This window comes from Runella sp. (assembly GCF_965279615.1).
In the GTDB taxonomy this organism is placed as follows: domain Bacteria; phylum Bacteroidota; class Bacteroidia; order Cytophagales; family Spirosomataceae; genus Runella.
Map to the genome: position 1 here is coordinate 5293450 of NZ_OZ257252.1, position 19594 is coordinate 5313043.

16 protein-coding genes are annotated in these 19594 nt (G+C 44.1%); 1 reads left to right on the plus strand and 15 read right to left on the minus strand.

All coding sequences use genetic code 11. The features are described from left to right. Positions 1 to 29 precede the first annotated feature (29 nt). The 6 genes from hpf to ACQY73_RS22315 form a co-directional block, all read right to left on the minus strand. Positions 30 to 404 carry a ribosome hibernation-promoting factor, HPF/YfiA family gene (gene hpf, locus ACQY73_RS22290; RefSeq protein WP_428655124.1) on the minus strand — a complete coding sequence of 125 codons (375 nt, stop codon included), beginning with the start codon at positions 402 to 404 and terminating at the stop codon, positions 30 to 32. Positions 405 to 590: 186 nt separating this feature from the next. Next, positions 591 to 1427, minus strand: coding sequence for a 5-dehydro-4-deoxy-D-glucuronate isomerase (kduI, locus tag ACQY73_RS22295; RefSeq protein WP_428655126.1), 837 nt, complete (start codon positions 1425 to 1427; stop codon positions 591 to 593). 8 nt (positions 1428 to 1435) lie between these two features. Further along, a complete protein-coding gene (locus tag ACQY73_RS22300; protein ID WP_428655128.1) occupies positions 1436 to 2497 on the minus strand; it encodes an NAD-dependent epimerase/dehydratase family protein in 1062 nt (353 codons plus the stop codon). A 7-nt stretch (positions 2498 to 2504) separates the two neighbouring features. Beyond that, positions 2505 to 4460 carry a KUP/HAK/KT family potassium transporter gene (locus ACQY73_RS22305; protein ID WP_428655130.1) on the minus strand — a complete coding sequence of 652 codons (1956 nt, stop codon included), beginning with the start codon at positions 4458 to 4460 and terminating at the stop codon, positions 2505 to 2507. Positions 4461 to 4474: 14 nt separating this feature from the next. Further along, positions 4475 to 6424, minus strand: coding sequence for a KUP/HAK/KT family potassium transporter (locus ACQY73_RS22310; RefSeq protein ID WP_428655132.1), 1950 nt, complete (start codon positions 6422 to 6424; stop codon positions 4475 to 4477). Between the two features lie 230 nt (positions 6425 to 6654). Beyond that, positions 6655 to 8109, minus strand: coding sequence for an NADH-quinone oxidoreductase subunit N (locus tag ACQY73_RS22315; RefSeq protein WP_428655134.1), 1455 nt, complete (start codon positions 8107 to 8109; stop codon positions 6655 to 6657). A gap of 39 nt (positions 8110 to 8148) precedes the next feature. Between ACQY73_RS22315 and ACQY73_RS22320 the strand changes: the two genes are divergently transcribed. Then, complete coding sequence (locus ACQY73_RS22320; protein WP_428655136.1) at positions 8149 to 8793, plus strand: hypothetical protein; 645 nt, start codon at positions 8149 to 8151, stop codon at positions 8791 to 8793. 73 nt (positions 8794 to 8866) lie between these two features. On the opposite strand, the gene ACQY73_RS22325 is transcribed toward ACQY73_RS22320, so the two are convergent. The 9 genes from ACQY73_RS22325 to ACQY73_RS22365 form a co-directional block, all read right to left on the minus strand. Next, positions 8867 to 10054, minus strand: coding sequence for a phosphoglycerate kinase (locus tag ACQY73_RS22325; RefSeq protein ID WP_428655138.1), 1188 nt, complete (start codon positions 10052 to 10054; stop codon positions 8867 to 8869). 208 nt (positions 10055 to 10262) lie between these two features. After that, positions 10263 to 10694, minus strand: coding sequence for a nuclear transport factor 2 family protein (locus ACQY73_RS22330; RefSeq protein ID WP_428655141.1), 432 nt, complete (start codon positions 10692 to 10694; stop codon positions 10263 to 10265). A 10-nt stretch (positions 10695 to 10704) separates the two neighbouring features. After that, positions 10705 to 12006: an MFS transporter gene (locus ACQY73_RS22335; RefSeq protein ID WP_428655143.1), complete on the minus strand. Its 1302-nt coding sequence runs from the start codon at positions 12004 to 12006 to the stop codon at positions 10705 to 10707. Positions 12007 to 12094: 88 nt separating this feature from the next. Beyond that, positions 12095 to 12766 (minus strand): bifunctional 4-hydroxy-2-oxoglutarate aldolase/2-dehydro-3-deoxy-phosphogluconate aldolase, encoded by a 672-nt coding sequence (locus ACQY73_RS22340; RefSeq protein ID WP_428655145.1) that lies wholly within the window; start codon positions 12764 to 12766, stop codon positions 12095 to 12097. Positions 12767 to 12777: 11 nt separating this feature from the next. After that, positions 12778 to 13851 carry a PfkB family carbohydrate kinase gene (locus tag ACQY73_RS22345; protein WP_428655147.1) on the minus strand — a complete coding sequence of 358 codons (1074 nt, stop codon included), beginning with the start codon at positions 13849 to 13851 and terminating at the stop codon, positions 12778 to 12780. 159 nt (positions 13852 to 14010) lie between these two features. Beyond that, the gene (uxaC, locus tag ACQY73_RS22350; protein ID WP_428655149.1) at positions 14011 to 15420 is read right to left on the minus strand and encodes a glucuronate isomerase; all 1410 of its coding nucleotides are present in this window, start codon (positions 15418 to 15420) and stop codon (positions 14011 to 14013) included. A 21-nt stretch (positions 15421 to 15441) separates the two neighbouring features. Next, a complete protein-coding gene (locus ACQY73_RS22355) occupies positions 15442 to 16989 on the minus strand; it encodes a tagaturonate reductase (RefSeq protein ID WP_428655151.1) in 1548 nt (515 codons plus the stop codon). Positions 16990 to 17183: 194 nt separating this feature from the next. Beyond that, the gene (locus tag ACQY73_RS22360; RefSeq protein WP_428655153.1) at positions 17184 to 19094 is read right to left on the minus strand and encodes a glycoside hydrolase family 88 protein; all 1911 of its coding nucleotides are present in this window, start codon (positions 19092 to 19094) and stop codon (positions 17184 to 17186) included. Between the two features lie 30 nt (positions 19095 to 19124). Next, complete coding sequence (locus ACQY73_RS22365) at positions 19125 to 19466, minus strand: cupin domain-containing protein (protein WP_428655156.1); 342 nt, start codon at positions 19464 to 19466, stop codon at positions 19125 to 19127. Positions 19467 to 19594 lie beyond the last annotated feature (128 nt).

The window sequence follows — 19594 nt, forward strand, 5'->3', positions numbered from 1 at the left end:
TCGCCCTTTTTGTTGGAAATATTTCCATTTTATAGTTCATCTGCCTCTATTTCTTCAGCTACTTCTGAGCTGTTGGTTACCTCTTTGATGGTTTTATTCTCTACTTCCTGCCGTTTGGCTTTGTATTTTTTGATCTGAATTTTGAGCGCCTCTAAGGCCAGATCTGTGGCTTCTTCAAAGCTTTTGCCATTTTCTTTGACAAACAGCTCAGCATTTGGAAGGTTAATTTTGACTTCTAAAACTTTATTTTTGATCTTACTGCTCTCACTTTTATCTAATCGCAGATAAACTTCCGCACTGGTTATTCGGTCATAAAATGTTTCGAGTTTTTCTAATTTTTTCTGAATGAATTCGAGCAACGCAGGGGCTGCGTCGAAGTGGATAGCGTGCACTTGAAGTCTCATAATTACGCACAGTTTTAGTTAAACATTGATTTCCAATCGTATTTGCGGACTCAAAAGGGGAAAAAATAGCGGTCTGGCATATCAGACCGCTATCTCTAATTTTGAAGTCTACCTTCAACGATTGTAAAACTAAACTGTGTCTTTTTTTTTGAAAAACCAAGTATTAAGCTTACTTTTTTTGAATTTTTATTTTACTTCACTCATTGTCAGCATGTCCATATCGGTGAAGGAATAGTTTTCACCCGCCATTGCCCACAAGAAGGAATAACTGGTCGTTCCCGCTCCGGCGTGGATTGACCAAGGAGGAGAAATAACCGCCTGCTCGTTGGCTACTACCAAGTGGCGGGTCTCTTCAGGAGCGCCCATAAAGTGGAAAATGCGTTGGTCTTCTTCCATATCAAAGTAGACATAAATCTCAGAACGACGGTCGTGAATATGGGGAGGCATGGTGTTCCAAACACTGCTGTATTTCATCGCCGTCATTCCCATTACCAGTTGACAACTTTCAAGGCCGCCGGCATGAATGTATTTATAAATGACACGGGTATTGGCTTTTTCCGGCGACCCCATATCTACAGGTAAGGCATCGGCGGCTTTCATCATGGCCGTAGGCACTACCCGATGCGCGGGTGTCGAGATCAGGATAAATTTGGCCGGGAATTCAGGGTCCAGGCTTTTAAAAGAAACCAGTTTATTACCTTTCCCTACGTACAAACAATCGCGTTTTTGGAGGGTGAAAAGTTCATCTCCTACCATCACAAACCCATCACCACCGACATTGAGAATACCCAATTCGCGGCGTTCAAGAAAATAATCGGCGCGCAACTCTTCATAAACAGGCAGTTTATGCAATTGACCTACCGGCTTAATTCCGCCTACGATCATGCGATCATAATGGGAATAAACAAAATGAAATTGATCCGGTACAAAGAGCTTTTCCATCAAAAACTCTTCACGAATTCGGTGCGTATCGTAGCTTTTGAAATCCGTAGGATTGGTGGTATGTCGAACCTGAATGTGCATGGTAATCTTTATTTTAAGATGGGTTCTAAAGCAACATGATTTGTGTCAAGCCATTCGGTAATATCTTCCACGATCTGACGTACGCCGATCTGAGGTTCCCAACCCGTGAGACGCGTCACTTTCGAATTGTCGGTAATATACAATCGAATGTCAGCCGTACGGGTTTCGGCAACCTGTTTGATCGGAATGGTTTTGCCGGTTACTTCTTGGCATATTTTGGTGAGTTCCTGCAATGAAGTGCTGCTGCTGTTGCCTCCGCCGGCATTGAGAATTTCACAGTTTACTTTCTCCAAATTATGTAATTGCCAGTCAATTAAACGATATAGGTCAGCCACATGCAACATATCGCGGGTTTGTTTACCCGTGCCGCCGTAGCCAAAATAGCCCAATTGTTGTTCCCAATAATGTTTTGCGATCCAAAGAACCATTACTCCCTGATCTACTTTTCCCATTTGCCAAGGGCCGGTAATGACTCCGCAACGGTTGATCACCGTTTTTAAGCCATAAAATTCATTGTATTCCTGGATGATCAATTCCGAAGCCAATTTTGTGGTTCCGTACAAAGAACGTGCCCCGTCTAACGGAAAATCTTCGGCAATACCTTTGGAAGAAACGCCTTTTACGGGTTGTTCATCCGTCAATTCAAAACGGGTCTCGGACTCGGTGAAATTGAGGGTTTCAATGGTTTTGATGGGGTATACCCGGCTGGTAGACAGAAAGATAAAGCCGGCGCGGTGTTTAAGTGCGTAATTAAGACAATTGACCGTTCCGAAAAGGTTGGTATTGATCAAATAATCAGGTGTTCCGTCCAACCCTGCCAATACCGAAGGTTCGGCGGAGGCTTCAATGACGGTATCAACAGCGGGAAGTGCATCAAAGTCTTCCTTGTTTCGGATGTCGCCGTGTACGTATTTGATTCCCAGTTGAGAGATGCGGGCTACATTGAGTTCAGAGCCTTTTCGTTTGAGGTTATCCAAACAATAAATTTCGTACGAAGGATAATTGGTTTTAAGTGCAATTGCAAGTGATGAACCAACAAAGCCGGCGCCGCCGGTAATCAGAATTTTCATAATCTATTTAATTATATCTCCTTTTAAGCAGTACATTCTCTACGGGCTGAATCACAAGCGGTACTTTCTCGATCTTAACTGCACTGGCATCTAAGCCAAACCACTTGTCTTCACCGGGCGTAAATTGTTTGATAAAGAAATAAGCCTGCATGATGATTCGCTCAAACAAAGGTAACTCGTTTTCGTAAGACAAAAACTTTTCCAACACCACGAACCTAAAATCACCGACCAGGTTTTGTTTGTTCAATGATTCGTAACGGCTGGTAATATCCACTTCTTTATTTTTGACCATTTCTTCGATCACTTTTCTCAGGTAAAGGTTGATCCGCTGTTCGACCCTAAAACCCAAATAGAAGTTGACCTTGACGACATCGTCGGGTTCCAGAATATTTACTTTGTATTCCATTGTGTAAGGATCATCGGTGGTATCGACGTGCACAAACCAGTAGATATCAGCCCGTTTAGGACGCTTTTGGAAGATAGAGTAAATCACCTTTGATTCAATTTCACTTATCCGTGACGCACTCGACATAAATACCAAGTGAGTGGCGTATTTGGGAATGGTTACATCGCGACTGAGTTCTTTCAATGAATCCAAATACCTCTCTAATTTGACATATTCGGTCAATTGCTGCTTGATGTAGAAGGAGTTATACCAAATAATCATTAAAGAAACAATCGTACCGCCAATGATCAATGAAACCCAGCCTCCGTGCATGAATTTCATGAGATTGGCCACTAAAAAAGACCCTTCAATGCCGGCATAAAGCACCAGAAACAAGACAATAGCCCAAGCATTTACGCGCCGGGCGTACAAGTAGTAGGACATCAGCAGTGTGGTCATCAACATGGTAAGTGTAATGGCCAAGCCATAAGCCGCTTCCATGCGCGATGATTCCTGAAAGTATAACACAACACCAATACAACCTGCTAAAAGAAGCCAATTGAGACTTGGAACGTATAATTGCCCTTTTTGTACACTTGGATAGCGCAGCCGTACTTTAGGCCAGAAGTTTAACCGAATGGCTTCGCTCACCAACGTAAATGAACCCGTGATCAACGCCTGACTCGCAATGATGGCCGCCATGGTAGCAATGCCGATACCCGGAAGCAGAAACCAATCGGGCATGAGGTCAAAAAAAGGATTACGGTTGCCTAATGGTTGTCCTTTTAAACTTAACAAATAAGCTCCCTGACCAAGATAATTCAGAAAAAGAGTGGCTTTGACAAATACCCAACTCACTCGAATATTTCCCCGGCCGCAATGACCTAAGTCTGAATATAATGCTTCTGCTCCGGTGGTACATAAAAATACCGCCCCCAATAGCCAAAAACCTTCCGGATACTCAAACAACAGCCAATAGCCATAGTAAGGATTAAAACATTTGATCACTTCGGGAGCGTCGCTGATATGAATAGCGCCCAAAACGGCCAACATCAAAAACCAAATGAGCATAATAGGCCCAAAAGCACGACCTACGGCACTTGTCCCAAACCCCTGAATCAAAAACAGGATGGATAAAATGCCGATAACAATGGGAATGGTTTTCAATTCCGGATAAATGATGCGTAATCCTTCAACAGCAGAAGAGACCGAAATAGGGGGAGTGATAATACCATCGGCCAACAGGGCCGCGCCGCCGATCATGGCCGGAATGGTGATCCATTTGGCATGCCGACGCACCAAGGCGTACAAGGCGAAAATTCCTCCTTCACCCCGGTTATCGGCGCGAAGGATCAGGATGACGTACTTGATGGTCGTTTGTAACGTAAGTGTCCAAAAAACCAGCGAGAGCGCCCCTAAAATCTCATATTCTACAATCGGCTTGGTCGTTCCCGTGACGGCTTTCATCACGTAGAGCGGAGAAGTACCGATGTCCCCGTAAATAATTCCCAGTGCAATTAATAATCCGGCGGCTGAAACTTTGGTTGTGTTGTGATGATGCGCTTCGTTAGATTCCATAGATCGGTTAAAAATTAGCCATAGATACGTTGAAGGTTTACTTTGTCGATGGCTCTGATAATGAGAGGTACTTTTTCGATTTTTACGGCACTGCTATCTAATCCAAACCATTTATCTTCACTATTGGTAAATCCTTTAATGAAGAAATAGGCTTTCATGATAAGTTGTTCAAAAATAGGCAATTCGTTTTCGTAGGAAAGAAATTTCTCCAAAACAACAAAACGGAAGTCGCCAATGACATTGTGGCGATGCAATGACTCGTAGCGGCTCGTAATATCCACCTCTTTATTTTTTACCATATCTTCAATGATACGACGCAAATAAAGATTGATCCGTTGTTCGATCCTGAATCCTAACCGGAAAGTAACCTTAATAACATCATCGGGTTCAATAACGTCCACTTTGTACTGCATTGTATAAGGCTCATCGGTGGTATCGACGTGCACAAACCAGTAGATGTCAGCCCGTTTGGGGCGTTTTTCAAAGATAGAATAAATGATTTTGGATTCTACTTCACTCGTACGCGAGGCATTGGACATAAATACCAAGTGAGTGGCGTATTTGGGAATGGTTACATCGCGACTAAGTTCTTTGAGTGCGTCGATATAAGTGGCAAGCTTGGTGTATTCGGTCAGTTGGGCTTTGATCTGACCTGCTTTCAGCCAAATGAACATGACCGCTGCCAAGATGGTACAAATCAACACAGATACCCAGCCACCGTGCATAAACTTATCTAAATTGGCTACCATGAATGAACTTTCCACTGCAAAATACACGACCAAAAACACGATCACCAGCCACATATTATAACGGTGTGTGTAGAGGTAGTAAGACATTAAAAGTGTATCTACCAGCATCGTAAGCGTGATAGCCAATCCATAGGCCGCTTCCATGTTGGTAGAACGTTTAAAATATAATACAACGGCCACACAACCGATAAAAAGCAGCAGGTTGATGCTCGGAACATACAGTTGCCCCTTTTGAGCGGAAGGGTATTTAAGTTTGATCTTAGGCCAGAAATTAAGACGAATGGCTTCGCTGACCAACGTAAAAGAGCCTGTGATCAAGGCTTGGCTGGCAATGATAGCCGCCATAGTGGCAATGGCAATTCCCGGCAACAGAAACCAGTCCGGCATCAGCTCATAAAAAGGTTTGCGCCCGTTGAGGTATTGGCCGTTGTGAGCCATTAGCCACGCCGATTGCCCAAAATAGTTAAGCAATAGGGTCATTTTTACAAACACCCAACTTATCCTAATATTTCCCCGTCCGCAGTGGCCCAGGTCTGAATACAACGCCTCTGCTCCGGTCGTACACAAAAATACCGCTCCCAGCAGTGTAAATCCTCCCGGATGTTGAACCAATAATTGGTAAGCATAATAGGGATTAAGCGCTCTGACAACCAACGGGTTTTGAATTACGTGCGAAAATCCTAAGATTCCCAACGTTGAGAACCACACCAGCATAATAGGCCCGAAAGCACCACCCACGACCTTTGTCCCAAAGACCTGAATAATGAATAAAACGGCCAAAATAACCAAAACAATGGGAACGGTTTTTATATTGGGATATAAGATTTCCAATCCTTCAACGGCCGAAGAAACTGAAATGGGGGGACAAATAATTCCATCGGCTAAGAGCGCCGCGCCGCCGATCATGGTCGGAATAGTGAGCCACTTGGCATGGCGCCGTACAAGGGCAAAAAGTGCCAACGTTCCTCCTTCCCCACGGTTGTCAGCGCGGAGAATCAAAATGACATACTTTATGGTCGTTTGTAGTGTAAGCGTCCAGAACACGCAGGAAAGAGCGCCTAATACTACTTCTTCATTAATACGCCCTTTTCCGATAATGGCCTGCATTACGTATAATGGAGAAGTTCCGATGTCTCCGTATACAATTCCTAATGCAACTAATAGACCTGCGCCCGAGATTTTGTCTAAATTATGGTGACCGTTACCGTGCTCCATGAAAATCGTATGTTCTATAAATGATAGGTAACACTAATATAAAATAGTGACGAATGACTAAATTTTAAATGTATAGTAGAACGTAGTTTTTCGCAGACTTGGTAAAAAAATCGGACAAATATAAATGCTTGGGCTATCCGTTGTTCTCGGAAGCCAAAAATTATTCGTTAAGCCGATAATAATCAGTCAATACCGTACAGTTTTTGGGGATGAACGGCAGTAAATCATACTTACAAAATCCTGATCCAATCAATTAGCCAATCTGTCTTGAAAAATAGTATTAAAATGGTGAGTGTCAAGAGAGCAATAACTATGGACGCAGCAGAAGATACATTGCCGGAGGGAAGCGGAGAAGAGCTTGTTCTGAAAAAAAGATAAAAGGGGATTTTGAAATAATAAAACAGTGAAACAATGGCATTTAGCAATCCAACGACCAATAAAATCATCAACAATTGGTCACCGCTTGTCTGATAAGCTTCCCAAAGCGATGAAAACACCAACAATTTAGCTGTAAATCCTGCGGTTGGCGGCAATCCAACCAGCCCAACCATCAAAATCGTAAAACATACACTCAGAAAGGGATACGAAGCACCTTTTCCCGTAATGGTTGCCAGTGTTGGCGCATTTTGGCCCATCAGATCAATCATCAGAAAAACCGCGATATTGATAAGCACATATACGGCGATGTAAAAGGTGGTACTTTCAAAACCCGTTTGATTGAACGCGACCAACCCCACAATGATAAATCCTGCCTGTGCGATCCCTGAATAAGCCATGAGTCGTTTAAGGTCATTTTGCCAAAGGGCGGCGAGGTTTCCGGCCAAAATACTCACCAACGAAATAATAGCCATGAGTTTTTGGAAATCGTCAGGCAATACGCTTAAAAGTCGCATTAAAAGCAACAACGCCGCTACTTTGGGAGCGGTAGACAGAAAGGAAACCACGGGCGTAGGGGCACCTTCGTACACATCGGGCGGCCAAACGTGAAAAGGAACCAAAGACAGTTTAAATAAAACTCCACCCAACGTAAGAAACCCGACAATCAATAAAATAAGCGGCGGATTCTGTACTAACTGATCAGCAAATACGTCGCTCGTAAAGTTCAATGTACCCGTCATGCCGTATACTAATGATAAACCGTACAACATAATGGCGGAACTCAACGCCCCAAATAAAAGGTATTTGATACCTGCTTCGCCGGCTTTTTTGCCGCTGCTTAATGTTGCGATCAAATAAGAACCGATCGACACTAATTCAATGGATAAATACATGCTCAGGCCATTGGTAGCCATTGTCATCAAAAAAAGGCCTAATACGATCGCCAACAAAATACTGTAAAATTCGGCAGGTAATTCCGAACGCATGAGTTGGATGTGCAAAAGGACCAATAAAGTAGCCGATAGGATGATTATTTTGAAGAAAACGGCTTTGTGGTCAAGATATATCAAATGATGAAATAAATAGCCGCCCAAGTCGTTCCATTGAAGAAAAACAAAGACGAAAGCTACCACGAGCAATACGGCGGTCAAGCCTCGCAAAACGTTGGTGGTTTTTGATTGCCAACGGCTGTATTTCAGCAGTATTTCACTAAGAATAATAAATAAGAAGGCTCCTGCCAGCCACGTTTCGGGTAAAAAACCGGGCAGACTTTGGATAACGTGGTAAAGATGGTCTTGGAGTCGCAAGGTAGATTGTTTAATTTGCTCGCAAAAGTACAACGCAACATGAAAAAGTCATTACTCTGTGGGGGATTGATTTTAATGACCCTCACCATACATGCCCAAAGCCTGTTTATTCAGGACATCAACGGGCGTCCCATTTTTGAAAATGGATACACTGAGATCGAAGGCTCGCCGTATCTGAATGATGCATGGTCGACCGGGAACGTCAAAGCCAAAAATAACGGTAAAACGTATGAACTGGCTAAAATGCGGTACGATCTTTACAAGGATGAATTGGAATACGAAGAGAATCAAAAACCATATCGTTTCAGTACTGAGATCACGGAGTTTTCAACCAACGACGGCGTATTCAGAAGTGGATTTCCAGCCATTGAATCAATGACCGCCCGTAATTTCTATCAGGTATTATACGATGGCAACGTTAAATTGCTAAAACGTAACACCGTGCGAATCCAACTTGAAAAGCTTTACAGTTCGGCTACGCAGACAAAGCGTTTTATGAAAGAAAGCGCTCTGTATTTGTTTAAAAACGGCACGATAATTCGCCTGAAAAAAGATAAAAAATCACTACTGGAAGCACTGGGAGACAAACAAACGCAGTTGGAAACGTTTATCAATGATGAAAAATTGAAATTGTCGAAAGAAGAAGATATTCTGCGTGTCATTGAGAAATATGAAGCACAATAGCTTCGTAACAAAACCTTATAGGTCTGTTTATCTTCGTTAGACCTATAAGGTTTTATTTTTTTTGTAGGAAAAACTAGGCCAAAGCAGCTACGCCCGGCAATTCTTTTCCTTCCATGTATTCGAGTAAGGCACCACCGCCTGTTGAGACATAACTTACACGGTCGCCATAACCTGCATTGTTGATGGCTGAAGCAGAATCTCCGCCACCGATGAGCGAGAAAGCACCGTTTTCTTCCGTTGCTTTTACCACTGCTTTGGCAATCGCGTCTGTTCCAACCGCAAAATTAGGGAATTCAAATACCCCCATTGGGCCGTTCCAAAGAATGGTTTTAGAGGTACGCACCACTTCTTCAAACAATTTTATCGATTCCGGACCAATGTCCAATCCTTCCCAACCGTCGGGAATTTCGCCGGTAGCGATGATTTGGCGATTGGCGTCGTTTGAAAAAGCATCGGCGCAAACATTGTCAACGGGCATGATAATTTTCACCCCTTTTGCCTTCGCTTTTTCAATGATTTCCAAAGCTAAGTCTTGCTTATCTGCTTCTAAAAGCGATTTCCCGATCTTCCCACCGAGTGCTTTGGTAAACGTGTAAGTCATGCCACCACCGATGATGAGATTGTCCACTTTGTCCAAAAGGCGCTCGATGATGAGGATTTTGTCGGAGATTTTGGCACCGCCCATAATGGCCGTAAACGGACGTTCAGCATGCTCCAGGATGCGTTGAGCGTTGTCAATTTCTGCCTGCATAACATACCCGCAAATGCGGTCTTCAAAAAACTGACCGATCACCGCCGTAGAAGCGTGGGCGCGGTGCGCAGTACCAAACGCATCATTTACCCAAACATCACCGAGTTTAGAAAGTTTTTCGGCAAAGGCTACATCTCCTTTTTCTTCCTGCTTGTAAAAACGGAGATTTTCGAGCAATAAAATTTCACCGGGCTTAAGTGTAGTGGCCTGGTCATAAGCAGACTCCCCGATGCAATCATCGGCAAATTTGACGGGAACCCCCAATATTACAGATAAAGGGTTAACCAAGTGTTTGAGAGAATATTTTTCGGTGGGCCCGTCTTTCGGGCGGCCCAAATGTGACATGAGGATACACGAGCCACCGTCCGCTAAAATTTTACGGATGGTTGGAAGCGTGGCCTGAATGCGAGTGTCGTCGGTAATTTCGAATTTTTCGTTGAGAGGAACATTGAAGTCTACACGAATAAGCGCGCGCTTCCCTGCAAAATTGTACGAATCTACGGTTTTCATAGGATCCCGGTGGGTTGAACTAGAGATTGATTTTCAGGACAAAAATAGGTTTTTCAACACACTACCATTACATAAAGTGTTTTTTCTTTTTGTAAACATCATTAAAAAGCGATTAACAGAGCTGTTCAGGGATTTTTGAAAGAATTTGATCGGCAAAAAAAATCCCCTTCACCGGAGCAAAGGGGATTTATATTGGAAAGATAATTATCTAGATTTTTACTGCCTGACGGGCCAGCAATTTCCATTCGCCTTTTTGTTTCTGCCACACCAATAACACCGCAATTTTGGCGGTGCCGGGCTGCCCGTTATTGTTGGTGGTCGCGGTTAATTTATGCCGTACAATGGCATTGTTGCCCACTATTTTGATCGTTTGGTCAGTCAGATCAATGGTTACAAAATCAGACTCGTTACTCACAATGGCGCGCACAAATTCCGCTTTGTCTTCCACCTTACCTGCTGAGTGACCATAACTCAGGTCGTCGGCGGCAATGTTTTCCAATGCTTCTTTTTTACCATCGATCATGGCTTTTTTCAGCATTTCAACGGCGCTTGCTACCGCAGCTTCATCTTTCGATTGGGCAAAAGCGGTGTTGAACGCAGCGAAACAAGCGATCAATAAAAAGGCGAGTATCTTTTTCATAATCAATTAATTATAAATCTACCGGTTTCATTTTTGGAACTAAGAAGTGCATGATCGTCCACGCCAAAATATAGGCCGCACCACACACAAAGAACATAATATAATAAGCCGTTTCGATTTGGTTGATGGAACGATAATAGACGAACATATTTTTTTGGACCAATGCCGAAAGCAAAATTCCGCCTAATGCTCCAAACATTCCACCGATTCCCGTTACGGAAGCGGTCGTGAATTTAGGGAACATATCCGAAACCGTAGTGAAGATATTTGCGCTCCACGCTTGGTGAGCGGCCGTAGCAAATCCAATGACGAAAACGGCATACCACATGCTCATACTCCCTAATATTTGGGCAAAAATAATGGGAGAAACACAAATGGCATAAATAAGCATGGAGGTTTTACGCGCTCTGAACACGGGCCATCCCAATTTAATAAGGTACATAGGTAAATAACCTCCGCCGATACTTCCAATGGTCGACAGCGAATAAACAACCGCAACCGGAATAGCAATTTCAGTACCTGAAAGTTTGTATTGGCTTTGTAAAAAATCGGGTAACCAGAAGAGATAAAACCACCAAATGGGGTCAGTAAGCAATTTTCCAAGCGCAAATGCCCAAGTTTGACGGAAACTCAACAGCTTGAACCAAGACACCTGCGGTTTGTTTACATCGTTTTTGTCGGCGAGCACTTCGGCGGCATCAGAGTGAATGTAATCATACTCAGCTTTTGAAAGTTTAGGGCTTTTGCTGGGTACTTCATAAAAAATCAACCAAAGAATCAACCATATAAAGCCTAACATTCCCGTGATAATAAACGCCCATTGCCAGCCCATTGCGGCCGCAATGAAAGGCACTGAAAGTGGCGCAACGATAGCTCCGAAGTTGGTTCCTGAGTTGAAAATTCCTGTTGCAAATGCGCGCTCTTTTTTAGGAAACCACTCGGCTACGGTCTTGATAGCCGCCGGAAAGTTACCCGCCTCAGTGATACCAAGAGCCGAACGTACAACGGCAAACCCAAATACACTGCTTACCAATGCGTGAGCAATGGCAGCGATACTCCATAAAGTAGTAGCAACGGCATATCCGATTTTAGTACCTAATTTATCGACCAAACGCCCGGCACCGAGCATTCCAAAGGCATAAAATAATTTAAAGGCAATTTCGATGTTAGCGTAGTCGCCGTCATCCCAGTGTAATTCCGCTGATAAGGTGGACTTTAAAAGACTGATAACTTGCCTATCAAGGTAGTTGACGGTTGTTGCGAAAAAGACCAGACCACAAATTGTCCAGCGATAATTACCGATTTTTTCCATTTAAATAAAGGTGTTTGGTAACCACATAGGTACATAGAGCACATAGAAAAATTGTTGAACGAAATTCAAACCTATCTGTACTATGTGCCTATGTGGTTGCAGCGAGGGTTTGGTAATAGTTTAGTAATGTATTTATTTTTTTTGTAATCTCTTCAAAATTACCTGATTCAATGGTTGCTTTCGGAAACAACTGTGAGCCAATACCCACCGCACTTACTCCGGCACCAAACCACTCTTTCAGGCTTTCAGGAGTAGGTTCTACGCCTCCGGTAACCATAACATTGACGTGCGGCAATGGGCCTTTCAATGCTTTGACAAATCCCGAGCCTACGACATTGCCCGGAAAGATCTTAACGATCTCGGCCCCTAACAACGTGGCATTGTACACTTCCGAAACGGTCATGGCGCCGGGCATCCAAGCAATATTATGCGCTTTGCAAACTTCGGCTACGTCCGTGGCCGTGAATGGCTGAACCACAAAATCTGCTCCTAACGCAATGAATTCCTCCGCTTGCAGGGCATTGAAAATGGTTCCAATACCTAAAGCCATTTCGGGGTAATTTGTACTGATGTATTCGCGCAATACTTTAAAAACTTCCTTGGCTTTTTCGCCGCGATTGGTAAACTCAAACGCCCGAATTCCGCCTTCGTAACATGCTTTAATGATTTGGGTTGTTACTGCTGCGTCAGGGTAATAAAAAACAGGCACGATGGGAGCACTTGCCAGTGTTTGATAAATTTGTTGTGATTCGAATGCCATTTGTCTCTTCGTTAATTACTTTTATTCTCACTTAAAACGTCGTTCAACGTCTCTTTCACATCTTTAATGGTTTGCTGCGAAGCATCGCCGTATTCCTGAAGTTTGCCAAATGCTGCCGCCGCCGCAAAATCAATGATCTCCTGCGGAGTGTGACGGTGGTGCAGACCGTAAATGAGGCCACCCATAAAACAATCGCCGCTGCCTACTTTATCCACTACTTTTTCGGTGGTAAATTCGGGTGAAACGTACTGCGTTCCGTCTTTGTAAAGGGTTGTATAATACTGAATTCCCTGCCCGAAAGCGTCAAAACGGAAGGTGTTGGCGACTACTTTGCATTTAGGAAATGTGGCTTGGATCTGTTCGGCAGTAGCAATGCTGTGGGCTAAGTATTTTTCCTGCGTTGGGTCTTTCTCCACCTCTTTGTCTACCGGAATGCCTAAAAGCGTATTGGCGGCCCAAATATTGCCCATGATAACGTCGCAATACTGCGCCAAAGCGGGCATGATCTCAACGGGCTTTTTGCCATACTGCCACAATTTGGCGCGGTAATTTAAGTCAACGGAAATGGTAATGCCCAGTTGCGAAGCTACTTCCAACGCCTCCAGACAAGCATCAGCAACGTCTTGATTGAGTGCAGGACTGATGGCGCTGAAATGAAACCATGAACAACCTTCCAATACTTTTTTCCAATCTACTTTGCCGACGGCTAATTCTGAAAAAGATGAAAAAGTGCGGTCATAGATCACGCCGGCATTTTTCAGATCGGCGCCCTGCGGCAAATAATATGCGCCAATACGCGATCCAAAGTGCTGAATGCCGGAAGTTTCAATTCCTCTTTCCTCAAGATACGCTTTGATCTCGGTCGATAACTGATTTTCGGGCAAGACGGTGCTGTAACGCACGGGCACTTTCCAATTGGCAAGGGCATTGGCTACGTTGAGTTCTGCACCGCCCACGAAGACCGGCATGGTTGCCTGTTTGATCCATTGCCCATTGAGTTGCGGAGAAAAACGCAGTAATAGTTCGCCGAAACAACAAACAGTGCCTCCTGTACTCAATGGATTATTTTCTTGATTATTACTCATTTAATTAGTGGGTGTCAACGGTTTCAAGCGTGTGATAGCAGTTTTTGCGCGTGGTATCGGTTTCTCAGCACGCGTGGTATCGGTTTCTCAGCACGCGTGGTGGCGGTTTCTCAAAACCGCTACATAAATTGCGATAACATCGTGTGTGGTTTTGAGAAACTAAAATCCGAAATATTGCTTTGCGTTGTTGTAGCAAATGTTTTGTACTACCTGTCCGATCCACTCAGTATCATTGGGCAATTCGCCGTTTTCAATGTCATTACCGAACATATTGCATAGTATCCGACGAAAATACTCGTGGCGAGGGAATGACAGGAATGAACGCGAATCGGTGAGCATTCCGACAAATCGGCTTAACAGACCCATATTCGATAAAGCATTCATTTGTTTTTCCATACCGTCTTTCTGATCCATAAACCACCAACCAGACCCAAACTGGATTTTACCCGCTATCGAGCCGTCGTTGAAATTACCGATCATGGTGGCAATTACTTCGTTGTCGGCAGGGTTAAGGTTATAAATGATGGTTTTGGCCAATTGATCGTATTCATCCAATTTGCCTAAGAATTTAGAGAGCGCCATTGCCTGCGACCAGTCACCGATGGAATCCCAACCCGTATCAGGCCCAAGCAGACGCAGAGCGCGGGCATTGTTATTACGCAACGCGCCAATGTGAAATTGCTGCGTCCAGCCCAGCTCATGGTACATGGTGCCGAGTTGGTGTAAGATCGCCGATTGGTACAGTACCTGTTCTGCCGACGAAATTGTTTGGCCTGCCAATGCTTTTTTGAAAACGCTGTTGGCGTCTTCCGCTGTGAAATCTACTGAATATAATTGCTCCAATCCGTGGTCAGACAACAGACAACCCATGGAGGCAAAGAAGTCCGCGCGTGAGCGCAGGGCTTTGGTCAGATCGTCGAACGTATTGATCTCGAAGCCTACAACGGTGGCTAATTTTTGGATATACCCGGCAAAATTGGCATTACCGATCAGGATAAATTTATCGGGACGGAAAGCGGGGCGCATTTGAACTTCAAACGAGCCTTCATTTTTCAGTTGTTGATGGTATTCCAACGAATCCAGCGGGTCGTCGGTGGTGCAGACGACTTCAACGTTCATTTTACGCAACAGATTTCGCACTGAATAGTCAGGAGTGCGAAGTTTTTCAGAACACTCGTCGTATATTCTGCGCGCCGTTTTGGGACTTAAAATGTCGGTCACGTCAAAATAACGCTGCAACTCTAAGTGCGTCCAGTGATAGAGCGGGTTACGAAGCGTATACGGAACCGTTTCGGCCCATTTTTCAAATTTTTGATAATCACTTTTGTCGCCTGTACAATAGCTTTCGTGGGCACCGTTGGTGCGCATGGCGCGCCATTTATAGTGATCGCCATAAAGCCAGATCTGGGTTAAATTATCAAATGTTTTATCGGCAACGATCTGATCGGGAGGTAAGTGATTATGGTAATCAATGATGGGCATTTGCTTCGCAAACTCGTGGTAAAGCGTGCGGGCAGTATCTGTTTGCAGTAAAAAATCTTCGCCCAAAAAGGCTTTAGTGACCGGCATTATCATTTATTATATAGATTGTTAGAGAGTCGCGTTAATTTCGGCAAGCTGTGTGGTGTTTTTTAGAAAAAAGGCTTCCAACGTTGATTTTACCCCATTTTCAAGCATATTTTCTAAATTTTCTGTCACACTTTGCGCAAAGCCCGGTAATAGGGTAAGGTCGGTGTCCCACAGATTTTTATTTTGCAGGACTACGTCCACCAATTTTGCAGGTGTATTTTGTTGCCACTGCTGATAAAAATAATCTGCTTTTTCGTCCTGAATAGGATAAAGTTGACCGTCGCGTTCGCCAAAATAGACAAATACTTCTTTGGCAACGGGTTTCATAAAATGCAGATACGCAGCAAAGCCCAATGAAAAATATTCAGGAACACAATTGAAGACTTCGTAATAACGCAACAGCGTCGGTACATTGCGCATCTTCATTTTTGACGAATAATTCAGCGTAATACTTAACCATTGGTGATTAAGATGCGGATTACGAAAACGGTCAATGACCTGCATGCCAAAACGTTGCGGGCTTTTGTCGTCCATTGTATAAGGAATGGCAAGGCCTAATTCGGCCATGATCAAATTGCTGATGTAGGCGGCCATCGTTTCATTTTGCATGGCGCTGATAACATTATCAAAACCTGACAGGTAGGCCAAGCCGCAACTCAATGTGTGTGAACCATTGAGCAGGCGTAATTTCAATTCACGGAAGAGATCAATATCGGGTTCGACAAAAACACCGCCGTCAGCCTGTTGAAAAGACAATACCTGTTTTACGTGTTCATCACCTTCAATCGCCCACAACCGAAAAACCTCGCTTATGGTGAGTAACTTGTCTTTATAACCCAATTGCTGCGTTAGTTCCTGATAAGTGCCTGATTCGGGTTTGCCGGGAACAATTCTGTCTACCAATGAATTACAAAAATAATTGGCACTTTCGAGCCAATCCAGAAAATCAGATTCCAATTCATTACGGTGCGCCAACTCAATGACAATGGATTCCAATTTGGAGCCGTTGTCAGTAATCAATTCAGTAGGTACGATCACCAACCCTGACTCTTTGCTGCCGCCAAATGCCTGAAATCTTGCGTACAAAAACGCTAATAATTTTCCCGGAAATGACGCCGGCGGGGTAGCCGAGATAGCATCCTGCGTGAGCTGAATGCCTACTTCGGTAGTATTGGAAATGATGATCTGAAGTTCAGGGTTTTTGGCACAATTCAAAATGCTTTGCCACTGTGATTTGGCCGATAATACCCGACTGATGGCCGAACAAACTATATTTTCTTCAATGTTTTGACCCAACTCAACGCCTCTTACACACAACGTATACAATCCATCCTGCTCGTCAAACGCCGCTGAATCGCCTGCATCCGTCGATTTTACAACTACGATTCGACCGTTAAAAATGCCCTGACGATTGGCTTTATCAATCAAATAATCGGGCAATCCCCGCAGCAAAACGCCTGTGCCGAATTGTAGCACTTTTTCCGGTAATTCGAATATTTCCTCATCGGGAACAATCAAATCTGATTGGTCACGGAGGAGTTTTAATTCATTTTTAGATAGATAATTCATAAGTGTAAATCCTTTAACGGTTCCGGTCTAATAATGGTCGATGGTGGTGTATACTGCTATTCAGCACTCGTACGCATTTATTTTAATTGTCACGCAAAGACGCACAGAAGCAAAGGGTAAAAAATGCTTTGCCGCAACGGCGGACTGCGGCTTTGCTTGACTGATTTTGTTGTGTTACTGATTGTCCCGATTCGTCATTTTTTAGCTGATAGCAGCCATTTAGCCAGATCCTTGGCTGCTGAGAAGTTCTCATAAATCATTGGAATCCTACGTCCGTCGGTGTATTCATTGTAAAGCCAAGGATCACCCACGGCGAATACGGTTCCTTTGCCCACTTTTGATACGCCAATGATTACTTCCCCTTTATGGTTTAACACGGCCTGTGCAGGCGCTTTCAACTCAAGCGGTGACAGTTCTTTGATGTAAACGGCTTTGGTATTTTTGAAAATAGAATTTCCCGCCGGAATGTCAATGCGGCCCTGTTCCCACTGCGTGCCCTGTACCATATTGATATTTTTGGGTAAGAACTGAATGCCAAATTCAGCGGCCAGGCGGTTGAAATTTTTATGTTCGCAATTGGCGGTGTCATTGGCCATCAATACGAGTGCCCCGCCCGCTTTTACCCAATTGCTGATCTGTTTGATATCAGCATCCTGAACAAAATTAGGATTGGCTGTTTCTTTCTTCGTATCGGGGTCAACGATGATATAAACATTCACATTTTTAAGATTTTCGGCTGTCGGCGCGGCTTTGATGGCGGTGGTTTTTGCCCCCAGTTCACGGAAAATAGTGCCCCACACTTTAAATCCCGAATGCAGTGGATCTTCCCATGTGTAGTGAAATTGCTCCTCGTTTCCGTTAAAATCTTTGCGAAATTCGTGGTTGAAATAATAATCTACAGCCACTGTTTTGCCCTGACCCAAGGTATTTTCAGCGGCGATTTCCATTTCTATACTCGCAAAAATGAATGGCCCGAGGCCTTTCAGGTCGTTTTTGCGAATAGGTTCGCTGAGGTAATATTCGTACGTTCCGTCGCGGTAGGGAGTGCCGCCAAGGCCGCCAACGCTTACGGTTTTGTTAAGGCTTAACGTACCGCCGGGTTCTTCTTCTACAAATTCTTTCAGAATACCTGCATAGCCTTTTTTGGCGGCGGTTAAATAAGTTTGGGGCAAATAACCCATGCGTACGCCTTTAGCCAAGGCATACACAAACATACACGAGCCTGATGCTTCAAAATAGTTGCCTTTGCGGGTGCCTTGGGTCGTCATCTGATACCATACGCCCGACGTTGTATCTTGGTATTTGACAAGTGCGGGCGCTAACCGTTGAAGGTAGTTGATCAAATTGGCGCGTTCGGGATGATTTTCGGGGAAATAATCCAACACATCTACCAACGCCATTGCGTACCAACCAATGGCACGGCTCCAGAAATGCGGCGAACGGCCCGTTTTTGGGTCGGCCCATTTTTCGGACCTGCTTTCGTCGTAAGCGTGGTAAATGAGTCCTGTTTTTTCGTCTACGGCGTATTTTTCGATGAGCGCAAACTGTTTTGCGATATCGTTGAAGTGTTCGGGATGATTAAAAACAAGGCTGTATTCCGCAGAGAAAGGCTCTGCCATAAAAAGCCCGTCGAGCCACATTTGATTGGGATAACGCTTCTTATGCCAATAACCCGCTTCTTTGGTTTTGGGCTGGTTTTCAATTTGTTTCCACAACAGATCAGCCGCTTTGCGGTACTTTTCCTTGTCAGGTTGGCTTTGTTGGTAAAGTGTCAACAGCGCCCGCCCCGTAGGGATATTATCAAGGTTGAAATCATCGTATCGGTAGGTACGAATGCTGCCGTCTTTTTGAACATAACGGCCCAAATCCCGCAGGATGTACTCAAAATATTTACCGTCGCCTGTGCGGTTCCAGACTTTTTCGATGGCTTTATACATCAATCCCTGCTCATAATCCCATGCGGCAGGTTTGCCTTCTTTGACGGCGATGGAATCTTTGTGCCGACTTATGAAGGATTCGGCCATACGCACAGAATAGGGCGTTTTTTGAGCGCGCAGAGATTGACCGGCAATCAGAATGAACGAACAGAAAATGAGGTATTTCATGAAGTATGAAAGTCGATTTAGTACAAAATGTCAGACGAAATCTTCGCGCATGGGATTGAAAACATCTATCAAAAGACCCGCTTCCAGACAAACGGCTCCATGTAATACGTTGGAGGGTACAAAATAGACGTCTCCATCCTGTAATTTTCGGGTTTGATCGCCAATCGTTACTTCAAAAACGCCGCCCGCTACGTAGCTGATCTGTAAATGAGGGTGCTTGTGAACAGCTCCGATGCCACCCTGTTTGAACGCAACCTTAACCAACATCAACTCATTGGTGTAAGACATGATTTTGCGTTGAATTTTGTCGTCAACGATTTCCCAGGGCAGGTCGTCATCGGCGACCAGTACTTTTTCGAACGAAGGATGCATAAGAGGTCTTAAAATTGTATTTTTTAGTTAGAGACTATATCGGCGCAATTCATCAGCTCACTATTTGACGGATTGAGTTTATCTTTAATTTAGCTGTAAGTCAATGTTTTTAAACGATATTTTTACGC